This window comes from Streptomyces sp. NPDC055749 (genome assembly GCF_053617235.1).
Window position 1 is genome coordinate 45,130 of the sequence record NZ_JBSHFH010000011.1, and the last position, 19,728, is coordinate 64,857.

16 protein-coding genes are annotated in these 19,728 nt (G+C 70.1%); 5 read left to right on the forward strand and 11 right to left on the reverse strand.

What is annotated here, in order from left to right; all coding sequences use genetic code 11:
* Window positions 1–107: 107 nt before the first annotated feature.
* Together ACWGO0_RS10920 and ACWGO0_RS10925 are read right to left on the reverse strand one after the other, a co-directional pair.
* Window positions 108–416: a hypothetical protein gene (locus ACWGO0_RS10920; RefSeq protein ID WP_453531304.1), complete on the reverse strand. Its 309-nt coding sequence runs from the start codon at window positions 414–416 to the stop codon at window positions 108–110.
* 135 nt (window positions 417–551) lie between these two features.
* Window positions 552–1,706: an adenosine deaminase gene (locus ACWGO0_RS10925; protein WP_453531307.1), complete on the reverse strand. Its 1,155-nt coding sequence runs from the start codon at window positions 1,704–1,706 to the stop codon at window positions 552–554.
* Window positions 1,707–1,809: 103 nt separating this feature from the next.
* Here ACWGO0_RS10925 and ACWGO0_RS10930 point away from each other — a divergent pair, with 103 nt between their 5' ends.
* Window positions 1,810–2,571, forward strand: a complete 762-nt coding sequence (locus tag ACWGO0_RS10930) for an alpha/beta fold hydrolase (protein ID WP_453531310.1) — start codon at window positions 1,810–1,812, stop codon at window positions 2,569–2,571.
* A gap of 18 nt (window positions 2,572–2,589) precedes the next feature.
* On the opposite strand, the gene ACWGO0_RS10935 is transcribed toward ACWGO0_RS10930, so the two are convergent.
* Entirely contained in the window at window positions 2,590–3,543 is a 954-nt protein-coding gene (locus ACWGO0_RS10935; RefSeq protein WP_453531313.1) for a LysR family transcriptional regulator, read from the reverse strand.
* Between the two features lie 62 nt (window positions 3,544–3,605).
* Here ACWGO0_RS10935 and ACWGO0_RS10940 point away from each other — a divergent pair, with 62 nt between their 5' ends.
* The 3 genes from ACWGO0_RS10940 (at window position 3,606) to ACWGO0_RS10950 (ending at window position 6,792) form a co-directional block, all read left to right on the forward strand.
* Window positions 3,606–4,901 carry an MFS transporter gene (locus ACWGO0_RS10940; RefSeq protein WP_453531316.1) on the forward strand — a complete coding sequence of 432 codons (1,296 nt, stop codon included), beginning with the start codon at window positions 3,606–3,608 and terminating at the stop codon, window positions 4,899–4,901.
* Between the two features lie 85 nt (window positions 4,902–4,986).
* Entirely contained in the window at window positions 4,987–5,703 is a 717-nt protein-coding gene (locus ACWGO0_RS10945) for a L,D-transpeptidase family protein (protein ID WP_453531319.1), read from the forward strand.
* A gap of 99 nt (window positions 5,704–5,802) precedes the next feature.
* On the forward strand, window positions 5,803–6,792 hold the full coding sequence (locus ACWGO0_RS10950; protein WP_453531322.1) for a sigma-70 family RNA polymerase sigma factor: 990 nt from the start codon (window positions 5,803–5,805) through the stop codon (window positions 6,790–6,792).
* Window positions 6,793–7,122: 330 nt separating this feature from the next.
* On the opposite strand, the gene ACWGO0_RS10955 is transcribed toward ACWGO0_RS10950, so the two are convergent.
* A complete protein-coding gene (locus ACWGO0_RS10955; RefSeq protein WP_453531325.1) occupies window positions 7,123–7,512 on the reverse strand; it encodes an STAS domain-containing protein in 390 nt (129 codons plus the stop codon).
* Window positions 7,513–7,732: 220 nt separating this feature from the next.
* Here ACWGO0_RS10955 and ACWGO0_RS10960 point away from each other — a divergent pair, with 220 nt between their 5' ends.
* Window positions 7,733–11,092: a S8 family peptidase gene (locus ACWGO0_RS10960; RefSeq protein ID WP_453531328.1), complete on the forward strand. Its 3,360-nt coding sequence runs from the start codon at window positions 7,733–7,735 to the stop codon at window positions 11,090–11,092.
* 92 nt (window positions 11,093–11,184) lie between these two features.
* Here ACWGO0_RS10960 and ACWGO0_RS10965 read toward each other — a convergent pair whose 3' ends face one another.
* The 7 genes from ACWGO0_RS10965 to ACWGO0_RS10995 form a co-directional block, all read right to left on the reverse strand.
* Window positions 11,185–12,462, reverse strand: coding sequence for a thymidine phosphorylase (locus tag ACWGO0_RS10965; RefSeq protein ID WP_453531331.1), 1,278 nt, complete (start codon window positions 12,460–12,462; stop codon window positions 11,185–11,187).
* A 123-nt stretch (window positions 12,463–12,585) separates the two neighbouring features.
* On the reverse strand, window positions 12,586–12,984 hold the full coding sequence (locus ACWGO0_RS10970) for a cytidine deaminase (protein ID WP_453531333.1): 399 nt from the start codon (window positions 12,982–12,984) through the stop codon (window positions 12,586–12,588).
* A complete protein-coding gene (locus ACWGO0_RS10975) occupies window positions 12,981–14,270 on the reverse strand; it encodes an ABC transporter permease (RefSeq protein ID WP_453531336.1) in 1,290 nt (429 codons plus the stop codon). The genes ACWGO0_RS10970 and ACWGO0_RS10975 overlap by 4 nt, the downstream gene beginning before the upstream one ends.
* Entirely contained in the window at window positions 14,267–15,382 is a 1,116-nt protein-coding gene (locus tag ACWGO0_RS10980; protein WP_453531339.1) for an ABC transporter permease, read from the reverse strand. Before ACWGO0_RS10980 ends, ACWGO0_RS10975 begins: the two co-directional genes overlap by 4 nt.
* Window positions 15,379–17,034, reverse strand: coding sequence for an ABC transporter ATP-binding protein (locus ACWGO0_RS10985; protein WP_453531607.1), 1,656 nt, complete (start codon window positions 17,032–17,034; stop codon window positions 15,379–15,381). Before ACWGO0_RS10985 ends, ACWGO0_RS10980 begins: the two co-directional genes overlap by 4 nt.
* A gap of 255 nt (window positions 17,035–17,289) precedes the next feature.
* Window positions 17,290–18,330 (reverse strand): BMP family lipoprotein, encoded by a 1,041-nt coding sequence (locus ACWGO0_RS10990; RefSeq protein WP_453531342.1) that lies wholly within the window; start codon window positions 18,328–18,330, stop codon window positions 17,290–17,292.
* A 138-nt stretch (window positions 18,331–18,468) separates the two neighbouring features.
* On the reverse strand, window positions 18,469–19,701 hold the full coding sequence (locus ACWGO0_RS10995; RefSeq protein ID WP_453531610.1) for an amidohydrolase: 1,233 nt from the start codon (window positions 19,699–19,701) through the stop codon (window positions 18,469–18,471).
* Between the last annotated feature and the right edge of the window lie 27 nt (window positions 19,702–19,728).

Below are 19,728 nucleotides of genomic sequence, written 5' to 3' on the forward strand. Positions count from 1 at the left end.
GGGGGGGGGCGGGGGGCGCGGTTGGGGTAGTGCAGCGACTCGAACTCGTCGGGGGGGGGGCCGCTGGGGCCGGTGGCCGACCCCCCACTGTCGTGTGCGGGTGCTGTTCAGCCGCCGAGCGGCAGGCCGTTCGCCGACACGCCCTTGGTGGGCAGGCCGCCGAGCAGGCCGGTGACGGGGGCGGTGACGTCGCCGCCGATGCTCTCCTGGCCGTTGAGCAGGTCTCCGGCCGCGTCCTGCACGGTGGGCAGGGTGTGGCTGACGGCGTCCAGCGCGGTGGCGGCACCCGTGGCCCCGGCGGCGGTCGCGGAGTCGACGGGCAGCGCGGTGGCGGCGGAGGCCGAACCGGCGGCGGCAGCGGCGAATGCGGCACCGAGAGCGGCGACGCCGAGAGTCCTGGCAGCAGACTGCTTCATGTGAATTTCATCCTTGGGGAAGGGGATGTGAGCGGCTCTGCAACGTAGTCATCCCCTTACCCGTCCCGCAAACATGCCAGGACACGGGAAACGGCCGGGGCATTGTCCGCCCCGGCCGTTTCCCTCACCGCTCGATCAGCCGGTCGGGGAGGAAGAACCGCTGGTCGTGGCGGTCTGACGGAAGAGCCACTCCGACTTCAGCTCCGCGTATCCGGGCTTGACGACGTCATTGATCATCGCCAGACGTTCATCGAAAGGAATGAATGCTGATTTCATCGCATTGACGGTGAACCACTGCATGTCATCGAGCGTGTATCCGAATGTCTCGGTCAGCCGCTCGAATTCCTGGCTCATGCTCGTACCGCTCATCAGCCGGTTGTCCGTATTCACGGTGGCGCGGAAATGGAGCTTCCGGAGCAGGCCGATGGGGTGGTCGGCGTAGGACGCCGCCGCTCCCGTCTGGAGGTTGGACGTGGGGCAGAGCTCCAGCGGGATGCGCTTGTCGCGTACGTAGGAGGCGAGGCGGCCGAGGGTGACGCTGCCGTCGTCGGCGATCTCGATGTCGTCGATGATGCGGACCCCGTGGCCGAGCCGGTCGGCGCCGCACCACTGCAGGGCCTGCCAGATCGACGGCAGGCCGAACGCCTCGCCCGCGTGGATCGTGAAGTGGTTGTTCTCGCGCTTGAGGTACTCGAACGCGTCGAGGTGGCGGGTGGGAGGGAAGCCCGCCTCGGCGCCCGCGATGTCGAAGCCGACGACACCCAGGTCCCGGTAGCGGTTGGCCAGTTCGGCGATCTCCAGGGCGCGGGCGGCGTGCCGCATCGCGGTGAGGAGGGCGCCGACGCGGATGCGGTGGCCGTTGGCGCGGGCACGGCTCTCGCCCTCGCGGAAGCCCTCGTTGACCGCCTCGACGACCTCTTCGAGGGTCAGGCCGCCTTCCAGGTGCTGCTCGGGGGCGTACCGCACCTCCGCGTAGACGACGCCGTCCTCGGCGAGGTCCTCGGCGCACTCGGCCGCCACCCGGACCAGAGCCTCGCGGGTCTGCATGACGGCGCAGGTGTGGGCGAACGTCTCCAGGTAGCGCTCCAGCGAACCGGAGTCGGCCGCTTCGCGGAACCAGATGCCCAGCTTGTCGGGCTCCGTCTCCGGAAGGGCGTCGTAGCCCTGCGCGAGGGCCAGGTCGACGATCGTGCCGGGGCGCAGGCCGCCGTCGAGGTGGTCGTGGAGCAGCACCTTGGGCGCACGCCTGATCTGCTCGGAACTGGGAACGTTGGGGGTCTGGCTCGTCATCTGGGCACTCTAGCGCCTACGCGCGTAGAGCGCCGAGTGCCGATGCGTAACAGTGACCGCGAAGTCGGGTGGAGTACACCTGTCCTTCTGACACTGTTCTGTCATGGCACAGCGCGCACTTCCCCTGCCTGCTGCGAGGCTGGGACGGGCCGTTCACACGGCTGGAGCACCACCCGAGGTCAGTGGCGTGGCCCTGCTGCTCCCTGACGGCGAGGCGGACTCGCACCGCCGCCCTTCTTCCTTTTCGTACGCGGCACAGCTGCCGTTCGCCCGGAATCTGGCCCGCGCCGGCCAGGAGGACGGGCTCGCGGTGCATGTGGTGCGGTACCGCTGGCGCGGCTGGAACGCCACGGACGCGGATCTGGCGGCCGACGCGGAGTGGGCGGCGGACGAGGTCGTACGTCGCTACGGCGACGTCCCCGTCTGTCTCGTCGGCCACGGCATGGGCGGCCGGGCGGCACTGCGGGCCGCCGGGCACGGCGCGGTCACCTCGGTACTGGCGATGGCGCCCTGGCTGCCCGACGGGACGGACGACGAGGCGGAGCCGGTAAGGCAGTTGGCGGGTCGGCGGGTGCTGATCGTGCACGGCACCAATGACGAACGGATCGATCCGGAGCTGTCGTTCCGGCTGGCCGAGCGGGCGAAGAAGTCCAATCGGGACATCTGCCGGTTCGAGGTCCACTCGGACGGGCACGCACTGCGCCAGCACCGGGCCGAGGTGGTGGCGCTGGCCGCCGACTTCGTACGGGGGTCCCTGTTCGCCCGCTCCTACGCCCGCCCGGTCGCCGACGCGCTGGCGGCTCCGCCGCCGCTGGGTCTGCGGATGCCGTTGGCGGCGGGGTTCGGGCGGTCGTTGCGGCACTAGGAGCCCTGGGAGCTGGCCTCAGTCCGGGAGCAGGTGGCCCCGGCGCGAGAGCAGGAAGCGTTTGAAGGCGGCGACCGGTGGCGTGTCCGGGTGGCCGTCCAGCCACGCGACCCCGATCTCGCGCGCCGCGCGCGGTGCCGTGACCGTGAGCTCGACGACCCCCGGGCGCGCCACCGCGGGCGGTGGCAGCAGGGCCACGCCCAGGCCCGCGGCGACCAGCCCGCGCAGGGTCTCGGCCTCCTCGCCCTCGAACGCGATCCGGGGCGTGAAGCCCGCCTCCGCGCAGAGGTCGTCGGTGATCCGCCGCAGGCCGTAACCCGGTTCGAGCGTGACGAACGTTTCGTCGGCGGCCTCCGCGAGACGCACGCGGCGGCGGGAGGCCAGGCGGTGGTCGTCGGGGACGACCAGGCGCAGGCGCTGCTCGTCGAGGCGGCGGGCGACCAGGTCCGGCGCGTCGGGCACGGGCGAGGTGAGGCAGAGGTCGAGGCCGCCCGAGCGGAGGCGTTCGATCATCGCCTCGCCGTAGTTCTGGACCAGCTGGAAGCGGACCCGGGGATGGTCGACGCGGAAGGCCCGGATGAGGGCGGGCACCGTCTCGGAGCCCATCGTGTGCAGGAAGCCGAAGGCGACCTTGCCCGCCGTCGGGTCGGCGTCGGCCCGTACCGAGTCGGCCGCCTTCTCCACCTCGGTGAGCGCCCGGTCGGCGGAGGCCAGGAACGTACGGCCCGCAGGGGTGAGCGAGACCGTACGGCCCTTGCGGGCGAACAGGGCGACGCCCAGGTCCTGTTCCAGCCTGACCATGGCCCGCGAGAGCGTCGACTGCGGGACGCCCAGCTCGTGCGCGGCGCGGGTGACGTGCTCGTGGCGGGCCACGGCCTCGAAGTACGCGAGGCGTGGAGCGAGCACGGCGCGAATGTCTTCTTCGTAACTACTCGGTGACAGCCGGGGCTGTGGCCTGCGTTCATGCACCATGGGAACGATTATGACGACTTCGTGCATTGGACGCATGAAACCTGGCGGCCTACTTTCGACGTATGCCTCCTGCCAGTACCAAGGCGTCCATCCGAACGGTGGACGCCCCCGCACCTCCCTCTTCCCCCGTCTCCACCCAGCGCCTCGAACCCGGCCGCCCCGGCTACCGCCGGATGAGCTTCGCTCTCTTCGCCGCCGGAGTCGCGACCTTCGCGCTCCTCTACTCCACGCAGGCGCTGCTGCCCGCCGTCTCCGACTCGTTCGGCGCCACGGCGGGGCAGGCGAGCTGGACGGTCTCCGCGGCGACCGGCGCGCTCGCGCTGTGCGTGCTGCCGCTGAGCGCCCTCTCCGAGCGCTTCGGGCGGCGGCAGATGATGACCGCATCGCTGACGGTGGCCGTACTGGTCGGGCTGCTCATCCCCTTCGCCCCCTCCCTCGGCTGGCTGATCGCGCTGCGCGCCGTCCAGGGCGCCGCGCTCGCCGGACTGCCGGCCTCCGCGATGGCGTATCTGGCGGAGGAGGTACGGCCCAAGGCACTGGTGGCCGCGATCGGTCTGTTCGTGGCGGGCAACAGCATCGGCGGCATGAGCGGTCGCATCATCACCGGCTGGGTGGCCCAGCTGTGGGGCTGGCGGGCTGCGCTCGGCGCGGTGGGGCTGCTCGCCGTGGTCTGCGCCGTCGTCTTCCACTTCATGATCCCGAAGGCCCGTAACTTCACGCCCGGTTCGCTCAACCCGAAGGCCCTCGCGAAGACCGTCGGCACGCACCTCGCCGATCCGCTGCTGCGACGCCTTTACGCGATCGGCGCGCTGTTCATGACGGTGTTCGGCGCGGTGTACACGGTGATCGGTTACCGGCTGGTCGAGGCGCCGTTCAGCCTCCCGCAGGGTGTCGTCGGCTCGATCTTCCTGGTCTATCTGGTAGGTACGGTCTCCTCCGCCGCCGCCGGACAGCTGGTCGCCAGGCTCGGCCGCCGGGGCGCGCTCTACCTGGCCGTCTCCACCACGGCCGCCGGTCTGCTGCTCTCCCTCGCCGACCAGCTGGCCGCCGTACTCCTCGGGCTCGTGCTGATCACGGCCGGCTTCTTCGCCGGGCACGCGGTCGCCTCCTCCTCGGTGAGCCGTACGGCGACGACGGGCCGCGCCCAGGCATCGGCGCTCTACCAGTCCGCGTACTACCTGGGCTCCAGCGCGGGCGGCACGCTCGGCGCGGTCGCCTTCCACGCCGGGGGGTGGGCGGGCACGGTGGCACTGGGACTGTTCGCGGTCCTCGGCGTCGTATCGATCACGCTGTACGGGACACGGGCGGCGCGCGCCGAACGGCTCCGGGCCGTACCGGCGGTCGCGCTACACAACTGAGACCTTCCGGCGCACAACCGGCACTCCCCTTCGCGCGTCTAGCAGGCGGTATCAACGCACTGCGCGCGAAGGGGAGTTGGCGCACATGGGAGTCATAGGAGACATTCGCAGCGTACGGATACGGCGGGGCGTCGCCCTGTCCGTAGCCGGTCTGCTGGCGGCACCGGCCCTCGTCCTGGGCACGGGCACGTCGGCGCAGGCGGCGACCTGCACGACATCCACCGGGCCGTACCAGAAGAAGGTCGAGAAGTTCCTCGGCCGCCCGGTCGACGGCAGGCAGTCGGTCGCCGACTGCAAGGCGATCCGGGCCTTCCAGGCGAAGCACGGCATCACACCCACCATCGGGTACGCGGGGCCGATCACCTGGCGCACCATGAACACCATGCTCGCCCAGAAGGCGGCCGGGAAGAACCCCAACAAGGCGAAGAAGTGCCCCACGAACAAGGGGCGCATCGCGTGCGTGGACCTGACCAGGCAGCTCAGCTGGATCCAGGACGGCTCGAAGCTGAAGTACGGGCCTGTGCCGGTGCGGACGGGGCGCAACGGCGCGGAGACGCGTACCGGTGCGAAGAAGATCTACTGGCGCACCATCAAGCACTGGTCGACGATCTACCGCGTGTGGATGCCGTACTCCCAGTTCTTCGACGGCGGCATCGCGTTCCACTCGGTCACCAAGAGCATGTACAACCCGCCCGGCTCGGGCGGCTGCGTCAACATGCGGAGCAAGGACGCGAAGGCATACTGGAATCTGCTGCGCAACGGCGACGACGTCTACGTGTACGGACGCAAGCCCGGCACGTGAGCGGCTCCTCTTAGACGCTTCCCCGCCCGATTGTCAGTGGCCTGCGGTAGCTTCCACAGTGCTGAGTGAGTGGTGTCACAGCGCAACAGGGGTGGAGCGATGAGTGATCTGACCGTGACGGCCGATATCGACAGCCGTCTGGAGGGACACCGGGTCGAGCTGACCGGCTACTGCTACCGGATGCTCGGCTCGGCCTTCGAGGCGGAGGACGCGGTCCAGGACACGCTGGTGCGTGCCTGGCGCAACTTCGACAAGTTCGAGGGGCGTTCCTCGCTGCGCTCCTGGCTCTACCGCATCGCGACCAACGTCTGCCTGGACATGCTGAACGCGGGCAACAAGCGGGCCAGGCCGGTGGATCTGACCGGTCCTACACCGCTGGCGCAGGCCGCGCTCAACCCGCTGCCGGAGAACACCTGGCTGGAGCCGATGCCGGACGGCCGCATCCTGCCCTCGGTTGCCGATCCGGCGGAGGCAGCCGTGGCCCGTGAGTCCGTGCGCCTCGCCTTCGTCGCCGCGCTCCAGCATCTGCCGCCCAAGCAGCGGGCCGTGCTCATCCTGCGTGAGGTCCTGGCCTGGAAGGCGAGCGAGGTCGCCGAACTGCTGGAGACCTCGGTCGCCTCGGTCAACAGCGCCCTCCAGCGGGCACGGGCGACGCTCACGGAGACGGAGGTGCGCGCCCCCGACACGGCGAATCCGCTCGACGAGGAGCAGCGCAAGCTCCTTGAGCGGTACGTGGCGGCGTTCGAGGGATATGACATGGCGGCGCTGACCGCGCTCCTCCACGAGGACGCCGTGATGACCATGCCGCCGTTCGACCTCTGGCTCCAGGGGCACGACGACATCGCAGGCTTCATGCTCTCCATCGGCGCGAGCTGCGCGGGTTCGCGGCTGGTGGCGACCGAGGCCAACGGGACCCCGGCGTTCGCGCACTACAAGCCGAATCCGGACGGCCCCGGGTTCGTGCCGTGGGCGGTGCAGGTCATCGACATCTCGGACGGTGCGATCACCGGGATGCACTGCTTCCTGGACACGCAGCGCTGGTTCCCGCTGTTCGGTCTGCCGGATCACCTGGACGCCGAGACGGCGTGAGGATACGCAAACCGTTCGTCGCCGCCTGGGCGGTGCTGGTGGTGGCCGGCTGGGGGGCGACGCTCTGGCTGGACGAGCCCGCGGCCACCGCCGGTCCCGGGGCCGACCGCGCCCCGGGGTCCCCGGCCAACCCCGATCCGGGGCCGCAGCCGGTGGGAGGCCCGTGCGATCCAGCTCTGCGGGCCTCGCAGTCACCGTCACCGAGGGCGCTGCCCTCGAAGTCACCGTGGCCGTCGGCGTCATCCAGCTCCGGTGGTGAATCGAGGGGTCGCGTGTATGACTGCGCGGTGGTCGTCACCCGCTGACCCGGGCCGCACGGCGCGCGTCCGGTCAGCCGGCCGGGTCCCGCGCCGGGTCCTGGAGGGCCGGGGCTCTGTCCTCCAGGCCCACCGCATCGGCCAGCCCGACCAGGTCCAGCAGGGACCGGAGCTCGGGCGGGACGTTGCGCAGCCGCAGTCCCCGGCCGCCGGCCCGGCGCGCGATCAGCCCCAGCCGGGCGACCGCCTCGACCAGGGCCAGGTCCGGGTGCACGACTCCGCCCACGTCGCAGTCCACCGCGACGACGGGATCGGCGGCGTCCGCTTCGGGGCCGTACAGCAGCGTCTCCAGCTCGGCGCAGAGCCGCGGCACATCGGCCCTGGTGACACGGCCGGTCACGACAAGCACTTTCGGGGTCATGGCTTCCACATCAGGAAGACCGGCGCAACGCCGGAAACTCATCGGCGGCAGGCGCGGGGCCCCTGGGAGGTCGTGGACAGGAAGTGATCGGAGCGGACCGGCCAATCGCACACTTCCCGCCAACTCCGGACTCATGAGCCACCCTTGTGAACCCGTGGGCCCCTTTCCCCCTCTTGGTTGGTGAACCGAGGGCACCGTGCGTCACGCGCGGTGCCCTTGGACCAGCGGTTCCCAGGAACCACTTCATTCTCCAGGGGGAGAGTTGCCCAGACACGTGAAGAGCGCGTGCGTCTCGACCATCGCCGCGGCAGCCGCCGTGGCGCTCGCGGCCGGCATGACCAGCCCGGCCGCGGCTCAGCCCGGCGGTACGGACGGCCGCACGACGGCGAAGGCCGACAGGTCCGTCGCCACGCATCACCTCACTCTCATCACCGGTGACCGCGTCCAGGTGGACGCCAAGGGCCGGATCGTGGGCTTCGAGCCCGCGAAGGGGCGCGAGCGGATACCCGTCCAGAAGCAGATACGCGGCGGACACACGCTCGTCGTGCCGGCCGACGCGCACCGGCTGATCGCCTCCGGCAAGCTCGACCGGCGGCTGTTCGACATCACGGAGCTGAACCGTCCGGAGAACCGGCGGGCCCAGCACAAGGGCCTGCGCCTGATCGTCGGTTACAAGGGGGACCGGGCCGCCGCCGCCAAGGCCGAGGTGCGCGAAGCCGGTGGTACGAGGGTCGGCCGGACCCTGAAGTCGCTGAACGCCCAGTCGGTGACCACGCCGAAGGTCGACGCCGCCGACATCTGGCAGGCGCTCACCGCCACGTCCGCCCGCAGTGCGCAGCTCACCACGGCGGCGGGCGTCGACCGGGTCTGGCTTGACGGGGTACGCAAGGCGAGCCTCGACAGGAGCGTGGCGCAGATCGGTGCGCCGACGGCCTGGAAGGCCGGTTACACCGGCAAGGGCGTCAAGATCGCGGTCCTGGACACCGGGGTGGACGCCACCCACGCCGACCTCAAGGACCAGGTCGTCGCGGAGAAGAACTTCTCCGAGTCGGCCGATGCCCTGGACCGGTTCGGCCACGGTACGCACGTGGCGTCGATCGCGGCCGGTACGGGCGCGAAGTCGGGCGGCACGCTCAAGGGTGTGGCCCCCGACGCCGAGCTCCTGAACGGGAAGGTGCTCGACGACAACGGCTACGGCAACGACTCCGGCATCCTGGCCGGCATGGAGTGGGCGGTCGCGGAGGGCGCCGCCATCGTCAACCTGAGCCTCGGTGGCGGGGACACCCCCGAGATCGACGCTCTTGAGGCTGCGGTCAACAAGCTGTCGGCCGAGAAGGGCGTCCTGTTCGCCATCGCGGCGGGCAACGAGGGCGAGGGCGGTGCCTCCACCGTCGGCTCCCCGGGCAGCGCCGACGCCGCGCTGACCGTCGGCGCGGTCGACGACAAGGACGTACTGGCACCGTTCTCCAGCCGTGGCCCGCGCGTCGGCGACGGTGCGGTCAAGCCCGATGTGACGGCACCGGGCGTGGACATCACGGCCGCAGCCGCGCCGGGCTCCGTCATCGACCAGGAGGTCGGCCAGAAGCCGCCGGGCTACCTCACCATCTCCGGTACGTCGATGGCGACCCCGCATGTCGCGGGCGCCGCCGCCCTGCTGAAGCAGCAGCACCCCGAGTGGAAGTACGCCGAGCTGAAGGGCGCCCTCGCGGCCTCCACAAAGCCCGGCGCGTACACCCCGTTCGAGCAGGGTTCGGGCCGGATCGCCGTCGACAAGGCGCTCGGCCAGACCGTCGTCGCCGACCCGGTTTCGGTGAGCTTCGGCGTGCAGCAGTGGCCGCACACCGATGACACCCCGGTCGCCGAGAAGGTCACGTACCGCAACCTCGGCACGACGGACGTCACGCTCGATCTGACGGTGGCGGGCACCGGCCCGACGGGCAAGCCCGCTCCGGCCGGTTTCTTCGCGCTCGGCGCGAACCAGGTGACCGTCCCCGCCGGCGGGACCGCCGATGTGACGCTGACGGCCGACACCCGGCTCGGCGGCACGGCTGACGGCACGTACTCCGCGTATCTCGTGGGCACCGGCGGCGGGCAGACCGTCCGCACGGCCGCCGCGGTCGAGCGCGAGGCCGAGTCGTACGACGTGAAGCTCACGTACATCGGCCGCGACGGCAAGCCGGCCCAGTACGCCGACGCCGATCTCTTCGGTCTCGCGGGCGGCGCCGAAGGTGTGTGGAAGACCCTGGAGAACAAGAACGGGACGGCAACGGTCCGGGTTCCCAAGGGGACGTACGGGCTGAACTCCAACGTGTACGTGGACCCGGAGGACTCCGCCAAGGGCGTCGACTGGATCGCCCAGCCGAAGCTCGACGTGAACAGGACGACGGCCGTCACACTCGACGCACGCAAGGCGAAGCCGGTCAGCATCACGCTGCCCGCGAAGTCGCTCAAGGGCCAGTCGATGGTGGCGGACTACTCCATCCAGTCCGAGACCACCGGGGTCAGCTTCGGCTGGTTCCTGGAGACGTTCAAGAACTTCCACACGGCGCACGTCGGTCCGAAGGTCACCGACGGTTCGCTCTCCCAGCAGTGGCTGGGCAACTGGTCCAAGGGCTCGACCGCCGAGGTCGACATCGCGCTCGGCGGTCCGGTGAAGCAGCTGGCGACCGGCTACGCACGGAAGCTCACCGCAGGTCAGTTCGCCAAGGTGAAGATCGCCATGGGCGCCGCGGCGGCCAAGAAGACCGGCGAGGTCACGGCCTGGGGCTACCTTCCCGGCATGAACAGCGGCGCCGCCACGTCGACGCAGCAGAAGCTTCCCGGCACACGCACGGTCTACGTGTCGACCGTCGACAAGGCTCAGTGGGCCTTCGATTTCTCGCAGCTGGGCGGTACCGACGAGGACGGCTGGCCGCTGTACGAGTCGCAGTACTCGCTCGGTGAGCCGCGCGCGTACGCGGGCGGCAAGGCGTATGCGAAGACCGTCAACACGGCGGTGTTCGGCCCGCTGTTGAACGACTCCTTCGGCCTCCAGCGCACGGACAACGAGATCACCGGTGTCGTACCGCTCGCCGCCGACGGCAAGGGGAACGCCGGCTGGTCCGAATTCACCTCGGCCAAGACGGTCCTGTACCGCAACGGCAAGAAGCTCGCCCAGAACACGGACCCGCTGACGGGTGAGCAGGCCTTCACGGTGCCGTCCGGTGCCGCCGACTACAAGCTGAAGACCTCGGTGCAGCGCAGCCCGAAGCTCGGTGCGGCCTCCACCCGGATCGACGCGGGCTGGACGTTCCGTTCCAAGAAGACGGCCGGCGCACAGCTGCCTGCCTCCACGGTGCGCTTCACGCCCACCGTCGGCCTGGACAGCAAGGTCGCGGCCGGCAGGACCGCCACCGTGCCGGTGACGGTGCAGGGTTCGGCGGCCGGCAAGAACCTCAAGTCGCTGAAGGTGTACGTCAGTTATAACGCCGGCAAGACCTGGAAGAAGGTCACGGTGAAGAAGGGCAAGATCTCCGTGAAGAACCCGGCGAAGGGCAAGTCGATCTCCTTCGCCGCCAAGGTCGCGGACAAGAAGGGCAACCTGTCGTCCGTGGCGATCTACAACGCGTACTACGGGAAGTAGACCCGGACACCACCGCATGACAACGGCCCGCCGGGACGATCTCGTCGCCCCGGCGGGCCGTTCGCATGTCGCGCCGCGCTCGCTCCGCTCCGCTACGCGATGCGCTCGCGTACCACCGGGGTCGCGTTGAACTCCGTACCCGCGGGGGCGATGTCGTAGGCGTCCGGCAGGGCCTTCAGCGCGTACTCGAACTTCTCCGGGGTGTCGGTGTGCAGCGTCAGCAGGGGCTGGCCCGCCGTCACGGTGTCGCCGGGCTTGGCGTGCAGTTCGACGCCCGCGCCCGCCTGCACCGGGTCCTCCTTGCGTGCGCGGCCCGCGCCGAGGCGCCAGGCGGCGACACCGACGTCGTACGCGTCGAGGCGGGTCAGTACGCCGGAGGAGCGCGCGGTCACCACGTGCTGCTCGCGGGCGACCGGGAGCTTCGCGTCCGGGTCGCCGCCCTGGGCGGAGATCATGCGGCGCCAGACGTCCATGGCGGAGCCGTCGGCGAGGGCCTTCTCCGGGTCGGCGTCCTTGAGGCCCGCCGCGTCCAGCATCTCCCGGGCGAGGGCGAGGGTCAGGTCGACGACGTCGCGGGGGCCGCCGCCCGCCAGGACCTCGACGGACTCCCGTACCTCCATGGCGTTGCCCGCGGTCAGTCCGAGCGGGGTCGACATGTCGGTGAGCAGGGCGACGGTCCGTACGCCGCTGTCGGTGCCCAGCGCGACCATGGTGGAGGCCAGTTCGCGGGCATCCTCGATGGTCTTCATGAAGGCGCCGGAGCCGACCTTGACGTCCAGGACGAGCGCGCCGGTGCCCTCGGCGATCTTCTTCGACATGATCGAGCTGGCGATGAGCGGGATCGCCTCGACGGTCCCGGTGACGTCGCGGAGCGCGTACAGCTTCTTGTCGGCGGGGGCGAGGCCGTCACCGGCCGCGCAGATCACCGCGCCGGTGCTGTCCAGGACGCTGAGCATCTCCTCGTTGGAGAGGTGGGCGCGCCAGCCGGGGATGGACTCCAGCTTGTCGAGGGTGCCGCCGGTGTGTCCGAGCCCGCGTCCGCTGAGCTGCGGTACGGCCGCGCCGCAGGCCGCGACGAGCGGGGCCAGCGGCAGGGTGATCTTGTCGCCCACGCCGCCGGTGGAGTGCTTGTCGGTGGTGGGGCGGGAGAGCGCGGCGAAGTCCATGCGCTCGCCGGAGGCGATCATCGCGGCGGTCCAGCGGGCGATCTCGGTGCGATTCATGCCGTTCAGCAGGATCGCCATGGCCAGCGCGGACATCTGCTCGTCGGCGACCTCGCCGCGGGTGTACGCGTCGATGACCCAGTCGATCTGTTCGGGGGTCAGCTCGCCGCGGTCGCGCTTGGTGCGGATGACGGAGATGGCGTCCATGGGCGGGGAGTCCTTCCGGCCGGGTACGTACGCAGGAGTCCGATTGACTCTACGCGCATAGAGGTCTGATCGAGCATCGGGCGGGCCCGTTTCGGGCCCGCCCGGTGCTCCACGAATCACGGTTCAGGCGAGGTGCTGGGGCCCGAACGCCTGCGGCAGCATCTCGTCCAGCGTACGGAAGCCGTCCGGGGTCTCCAGGACGAGTTCCGGCCCCCCGAACTCGTACAGCAACTGCCTGCACCTGCCGCACGGGACCAGGATCGCGCCCGCCCCGTCCACGCAGGTGAAGTGGGTCAGCCTGCCGCCGCCGGTGGCGTGCAGCTGCGAGACCAGGCCGCATTCGGCGCACAGCCCGATGCCGTACGAGGCGTTCTCGACGTTGCAGCCGACGATCGTACGGCCGTCGTCGACGCGCGCCGCGACGCCGACCGGGTAGCCCGAGTACGGCGCGTACGCACGGGACATGGCGTCCCGTGCGGCCGAGCGCAGGGCTTCCCAGTCGACGTCGGCGGCGGCCGTCACTTGCCCTGGCCCTTGCGGTAGCGCATGCCGTCGGCCTTCGGCATCCGCAGCCGCTGCGCGGAGAGCGAGAGCACGAGGAGCGTGACGACGTACGGCGTGGCGCTCACGAACTCGGTCGGCACCGTGTCCGTGGCGAGGTACCAGACCAGCACGGCGGCGGCGATGACGGCGCTGATCACACCCGGCACGTACGCCTTGCGGTAGAGCTTCCAGGCCGCGAGGGCCGCGAGCATGACCACCAGGAGCAGCAGCAGCGCGTGGACGGACTCGCCGCCCTGGCGCAGCTGGAGCGCGTCGGCGAAGCCGAAGAGGCCCGCGCCCATGGCGAGTCCGCCGGGCCGCCAGTTACCGAAGATCATCGCGGCGAGGCCGATGTAGCCGCGTCCGCCGGTCTGGCCCTCGTTGTAGATGTGCGAGGTGACCAGCGACAGGAACGCGCCGCCGAGTCCGGCGAGACCGCCGGAGGCGATCACGGCGATGTACTTGTAGAAGTACACGTTCACACCGAGCGATTCGGCGGCGACCGGGTTCTCACCGCAGGAGCGCAGGCGCAGACCGAACGAGGTCTTCCACAGGACGAAGAACGTACCGACGAACAGTGCCACGGCGACCAGAGTCAGCAGCGACACGTTGGTGACCAGACCGCCGAGGATGCCCGCCACGTCGGAGACGAAGAACCAGTGGTGTGTCTCGACCGAGTGCAGCCAGTCGGAGAGTCCGGGGATCGACACGGTCGTGATCTCGTCGGCCGGTGGCGACTGCTTGGGGCTGCCGCCCTTCGCCGCGGCCTCACCGGCGTTGAACCAGAGCTTGGCGAAGTAGGTGGTGAAGCCGAGCGCCAGGATGTTGATGGCGATACCGGAGATGATGTGGTCGACGCCGAAGGTGACGGTGGCGAAGGCGTGCAGCAGCCCGCCGAGCATGCCGCCCACGACACCGGCGAGCACGCCGATCCACGGGTTGGTCTGCCAGCCGGCCCAGGCACCGAAGAAGGTGCCGAGGATCATCATTCCTTCGAGGCCGATGTTGACCACACCGGCCCGCTCGGACCAGAGGCCGCCGAGACCGGCGAGGCCGATCGGCACGGCCATCGCGAGGGCGGCACTGATCTGGCCCGCCGAAGTGACGTCCTGGGCGCCGGTGATGGCGCGTACCGCGGACAGCGCGAGCAGTGCGCCCGCGATGATCAGGAGGATGACGGGGAGCGAGAAGCGCTTGCGCCCGCCCTTGCCACCGGAAACCTTGGGGGCTGCGGGCGGCGGGGTGGAAGTCGCCGTGACGGTCACGCCGACACCTCCTGCTGGTCGGAGTTACGGGCGGCCTGTGCGGCGAGTTCCGCGCCGACCTTGCTCTGCTGGCGCTTGAGGCCGTAGCGGCGTACGACTTCGTAGGCGATGACGACGCACAGGACGATGACGCCCTGGATGACGCCGACGATCTCCTTGTCGTAGCCCTCGAACTCGAGCTTTCCGGTGCCTCGTTCGAGGAAGGCCCACAGGAGCGCGCCGAGCGCGATGCCGACCGGGTGGTTACGGCCGAGCAGGGCGATGGCGATGCCGGTGAAACCGATGCCGGTGGGGAAGTCGCCGCTGTACTCGAAGCTGTCGTTGAGCAGCGTCGGCATGCCGATCAGGCCGGCCATTCCGCCGGAGATGAGCATCGACGTGACGACCATCTTCTTCACGTCGACACCGCTGGCCTCGGCGGCGGAGCCGGACTGGCCGACGGTACGCAGATCGAAGCCGAAGCGGGTGCGCGAGAGCGTGAACCAGTAGAGGACGCCCGCGACGGCCGCGACGACGATGAAGCCCCAGACCGGGGTGGGCGTGGTCGGGAACTCGAAGAAGTGCGAGGACTCCGGGATCGGAGTGGTGGAGATCTTCGTACCGGCCTCGTCGAGGTGACCGAGCCGGCCCTGCTGGAGCAGGTAACCGATGATCGCCGTCGCGATGGCGTTCAGCATGATCGTCGAGACGACCTCGCTGACGCCGCGGGTGACCTTCAGGACACCGGCGATGCCGGCCCACATCGCGCCGACGATCATCGCGGTGAGGATGATCAGCGGGATCTGGAGGGCGCCCGGCAGCGTCAGCGCGCCGCCGAGGGCGGCGGCGAAGAACGCGGCGAGGCGGTACTGGCCGTCGACGCCGATGTTGAACAGGTTCATCCGGAAGCCGACGGCCACCGCGAGACCCGCGAGGTAGTAGGTCGTGCCCTTGTTCAGGATGTAGACCTGGCTGTCCGACTTCATTCCGTAGTCGAACATGATGCCGAAGGCCTGGAAGGGTTCCTTGCCGGTCGCGGCGAGGACCAGCGCGGTCACCAGGAACGCGACCACGATCGCGAGCAGCGGGGCCGCGATCCCCAGGAGCAGCCGCTCCTTGTCGAACTTCTTCATCGGTCCTCTCCCCCGTCGGGGTCGTTCACGGGGCGGGTGTCGCCCGGTCCGGCGGGTTCGCCGTCACCGGCGCGGGTGTCGCCCGGTCCGGCGGATTCGCCGTCCCCGGCCGGGGCTTCCAGGTGTCCGCTCGCCGCGCCCGTCATGGCGGAGCCGAGCTCCTCGGGGGTGACCGTCGCCGGGTCGGCGTCCGCGACCAGCCGGCCGCGGTACATGACGCGCAGCGTGTCGGAGAGCCCGATCAGCTCGTCGAGGTCGGCGGAGATGAGCAGCACCGCCAGACCCTCGCGGCGCGCTTCGCGGATCTGGTCCCAGATCTGCGCCTGCGCGCCGACGTCCACACCACGGGTGGGGTGGGCGGCGATCAGCAGCTTGGGGCTGTGGCTCATCTCGCGGCCGACGATCAGCTTCTGCTGGTTGCCGCCGGAGAGCGAGGCCGCGGTGACCTCGATGCCGGGCGTACGGACGTCGTACTCGCGCACGATCCGCTCGGTGTCGGCGCGGGCCGCCTTCAGGTCGAGGAAGACGCCCTTGCTGTTGGGGCGCTCCGTGACGTGACCGAGGATGCGGTTCTCCCAGAGGGGGGCCTCCAGGAGCAGACCGTGCCGGTGGCGGTCCTCGGGGATGACGGCCATGCCGTCCTCGCGGCGCTTGCGGGTGGCGGCGTGGGAGATGTCCGCGCCCTCCAGCGTGAGGACGCCGGTGTCCAGGGTGCGCATGCCCATGATGGCGTCGACCAGTTCGGACTGGCCGTTGCCCTCGACGCCGGCGATGCCCAGCACCTCACCCTTGTGGATGGTGAAGCCGATGCCGTCGAGCACGGCGCGCACCACCCCGTCCGGGTCGGTGGCGGTCAGCCGCAGGTCCTCGACGGTCAGCATGGGTACGTCGGTGACGGTGGACTCGCGGGTCTCCGGCGAGGGCAGCTCGGTGCCGACCATCAGCTCGGCGAGCTGCTTGGTCGTGGTGTGCTCGGGGTCGGCGGTGCCCACGGTCGTACCGCGCCTGATCACCGTGATCACATCGGCGACCGAGAGCACCTCGCCCAGCTTGTGCGAGATGAAGATGACGGTGAGGCCCTCGGCCTTGAGCTCGCGCAGGTTGTCGAAGAGCGCGTCGACCTCCTGCGGTACGAGGACGGCGGTCGGCTCGTCGAGGATCAGGGTGCGCGCGCCGCGGTAGAGGACCTTGAGGATCTCCACGCGCTGGCGGTCGGCGACGCCGAGGTCCTCGACCATGGCGTCCGGGCGGACCCCGAGGCCGTACGCGTCGGAGATCTCCTTGATCTTGGCGCGGGCCCGGTCCCCGATGCCGTACAGCTTCTCGGAGCCGAGTACGACGTTCTCCAGGACGGTCAGGTAGTCGGCGAGCATGAAGTGCTGGTGCACCATGCCGATGCCGCGGTCGATGGCGTCACCGGGGTTGCTGAACGAGACCTGCTCGCCGTCCACCGAGATGGTGCCCTCGTCCGGCTTCTGCATGCCGTAAAGGATCTTCATCAGGGTCGACTTGCCGGCGCCGTTCTCGCCGACGAGGGCGTGCACGGTGCCGCGGTTCACGGTGATGTCGATGTCGTGGTTGGCCACGACACCGGGGAATCGCTTGGTGATGCCGCGGAGCTCGACGGCATGAGGACTGCTGGACGCTTTGATGGCGCACTCTCCTTGGCAGGAGCGGAGGGCGGTGGGGACGACGGTCTGTGGCGACGGGTGCGGGCGACAGGTGCGGGCGTGGCGTGGCGAAAAATACCGTGCCCGGCGAGAGCTACGCGCGTAGCGCCACCGAATCGTTGGCCACCTGACGGCAGGTGGCGGAGGGCGGGCACACGACGTGTGCCCGCCGTACGCGAGTCGGGGCCCGGAGAAACGGCCGAAGCCGCTCCACCGGGCCCCGAATCAGCGGGCAGGTCAGAGGGTGGTCTTGACCTTGATGTCGCCGTCGACGATCTTCTTCTTCGCCTCGTCGAGCTGCGCCTGGATGTCCTTGAGGTGGTCACCCGTGGTGGTCAGGCTGACGCCGTTCTTGGCGAGGGAGTACGTCTGCGTGCCGGTCAGCGGCTTGCCGTCGTTGATGGACTTGGCCAGGTCGTAGACACCGGCGTCGACGTTCTTGACGACCGAGGTCATGATCGTGTCCGCGTACTTCGACAGGGCCGGGTCCTTGGCCTGGTCGGAGTCGACGCCGATGGACCAGGCGCCGGGCTTGGCCGCGACGGCCTCGATCGAACCGGCACCGGAACCGCCCGCGGCGGCGAAGATGACGTCCGCGCCCTTGTCGAGCATGCCCTTGGCGGCGGCCTTGCCCTTGTCGGGGCTGCCGAAGCCGGACAGGTCCGAACCCGTGGACAGGTACTGGATCTGCACCTTGGCCTTCGGGTCCGTCTCCAGGACGCCCTGCTGGAAGCCCGCGGCGAACTTCTTGATCAGCGGCAGGTCGACGCCACCGATGAAGCCGATCTGACCGTCCTTGGACTTCAGAGCCGCCGCGACACCGGCGAGGTAGGAACCCTGCTCCTCGGTGAAGACGATGTTGTCGACGTTCTTCGCCTCGGCGACCGAGTCGACGAGACCGAAGGTGACGTCCGGGTACTTGGGCGCGATCTTGTCGACGGCGTCCTTGTACGCGAAGCCGACGGCGATGACGGGGTTGAAGCCGCCCTCGGCGAGCGACTGCAGACGCGTCTCGCGGTCGGCGGGGGTCTCACCGCTCTTGGCGGTGAGCTCCTTCGTCTCGGCGTCGAACTCGGCCTTGGCCTTGTCGAGGCCGCGGGCGGCGGAGTCGTTGAACGAGTTGTCGCCACGGCCACCGACGTCGTAGGCCATGCCGATCTTCATCTGGTCCTTGTCCGAGCCAGAACTCTCGGTGGACGAGTCGCCACACGCGGTGGCGGTGAAGGCGAGGGCCGCGCTGACGGTACACGCGGCGGCAAACTTGGATACCCGGCGCAAGGGAAGGCTCCTTCAAACCTGACCGAAGCGCCTCTTCCGGCGCTGGTTTCGCCGCGATCGTAACGCGCGTAGATGTCAGAAAAGGGCCTGTACGGAAGCCGTTATCGGATCGTCGCGAACAGGAGGTGACCTGTCCGGTTACGTGCGGTTGCCGTCGAGCAACGCGGCGGCCGTGAAGAGCTCCACTCCGACCGTGATCGCTTCCTCGTCCGCGTCGAAGTTCCCCCGGTGCAGGTCGAGCCCGCGCGTGTCGCCCGGCGTACGTACGCCCAGCCGCGCCATCGCACCCGGCACGTGCTCCAGATACCAGGAGAAGTCCTCCCCGCCGAGGCTCTGTTCGGTGTCCTCGATCGCATACGAACCGCGACGCTCCGTCATCGCGGCGCCCAGCAGATCGATCGCCGCCGCGTCGTTCACGACGGGCGGCACGCCGCGGACGTACTCGATGACGGACTTGGCCCCGTGCATTCCGGCCACCTCGTCGATCGCCGCGTGCACCAGGTCGGGCGCCGCCCGCCAGGCCGCCAGATCCAGACAGCGAACCGTTCCGGACAGCTCGGCGTGTTGCGGGATCACGTTGCAGGCGTGCCCGGTCTCCAGCCGCCCCCAGGTGACGGCGAGCCCGGAGCGCGCGTCCACCCGCCGGGCGAGCAGCGCGGGCACCTCGGTGGCCACCTTGGCGGCGGCGGTGACCAGGTCGGTGGTCAGGTGCGGCCGTGCGGTGTGCCCGCCGGGCCCGTCGAGGCTGACCTCCAGCCGGTCACAGGCGGAGGTGATGGCCCCGGCCCTGAGCCCGATCCTCCCCACATCCACCCGCGGATCGCAGTGCACCCCGATGATCCGCCCGACGCCTTCCAGCACCCCGGCCCCGATCGCGTCGGTCGCACCGCCGGGCAGGACCTCCTCGGCCGGCTGGAAGATCAGCCGCACGGCATGCGGCAGAAGCCCCTGCCGGTCGAGCCCGGCCAGCACGAGCCCGGCGCCGAGCACGGTGGCGGTATGAATGTCGTGCCCGCACGCATGCGCCCGCTCGGGAACGGTGGACCGGTAGGACACGCCCGCCTTCGTGTCCGGGATGGGCAGCGCGTCAATGTCCGCGCGCAGCGCCAGCATGGGCCGTACGCCGTCCCACGTACCGACGTCGCACATCAGGCCGGTCCCGGTGTCCAGCACCCGCGGCACGAGCCCGGCGGCCTCCAGCCGGGCCTTGATGGCGGCGGTCGTACGGAACTCCTGATTGCCGAGCTCCGGGTGCATGTGCAGATCACGCCGGAACGCGATCAGCTCAAGACGGAGCTCGTCGGGCAGCGTGCCCGGCAGGGCGGCTGCCCCGGGCGGCTCGGCATCGGAGTGGGACGCGCGGGACTTCAACTGGTTCACCTGTTGAAGGGTAGAGCC

Coding starts and splice junctions, on each gene's coding strand:
- ACWGO0_RS10920 (WP_453531304.1), bottom strand. CDS start 416: ATGAAGCAGTCTGCTGCCAGGACTCTCGGCGTCGCCGCTCTCGGTGCC.
- ACWGO0_RS10925 (WP_453531307.1), bottom strand. CDS start 1,706: ATGACGAGCCAGACCCCCAACGTTCCCAGTTCCGAGCAGATCAGGCGT.
- ACWGO0_RS10930 (WP_453531310.1), top strand. CDS start 1,810: ATGGCACAGCGCGCACTTCCCCTGCCTGCTGCGAGGCTGGGACGGGCC.
- ACWGO0_RS10935 (WP_453531313.1), bottom strand. CDS start 3,543: ATGGTGCATGAACGCAGGCCACAGCCCCGGCTGTCACCGAGTAGTTAC.
- ACWGO0_RS10940 (WP_453531316.1), top strand. CDS start 3,606: ATGCCTCCTGCCAGTACCAAGGCGTCCATCCGAACGGTGGACGCCCCC.
- ACWGO0_RS10945 (WP_453531319.1), top strand. CDS start 4,987: ATGGGAGTCATAGGAGACATTCGCAGCGTACGGATACGGCGGGGCGTC.
- ACWGO0_RS10950 (WP_453531322.1), top strand. CDS start 5,803: ATGAGTGATCTGACCGTGACGGCCGATATCGACAGCCGTCTGGAGGGA.
- ACWGO0_RS10955 (WP_453531325.1), bottom strand. CDS start 7,512: ATGAGTTTCCGGCGTTGCGCCGGTCTTCCTGATGTGGAAGCCATGACC.
- ACWGO0_RS10965 (WP_453531331.1), bottom strand. CDS start 12,462: ATGGACGCCATCTCCGTCATCCGCACCAAGCGCGACCGCGGCGAGCTG.
- ACWGO0_RS10980 (WP_453531339.1), bottom strand. CDS start 15,382: ATGAAGAAGTTCGACAAGGAGCGGCTGCTCCTGGGGATCGCGGCCCCG.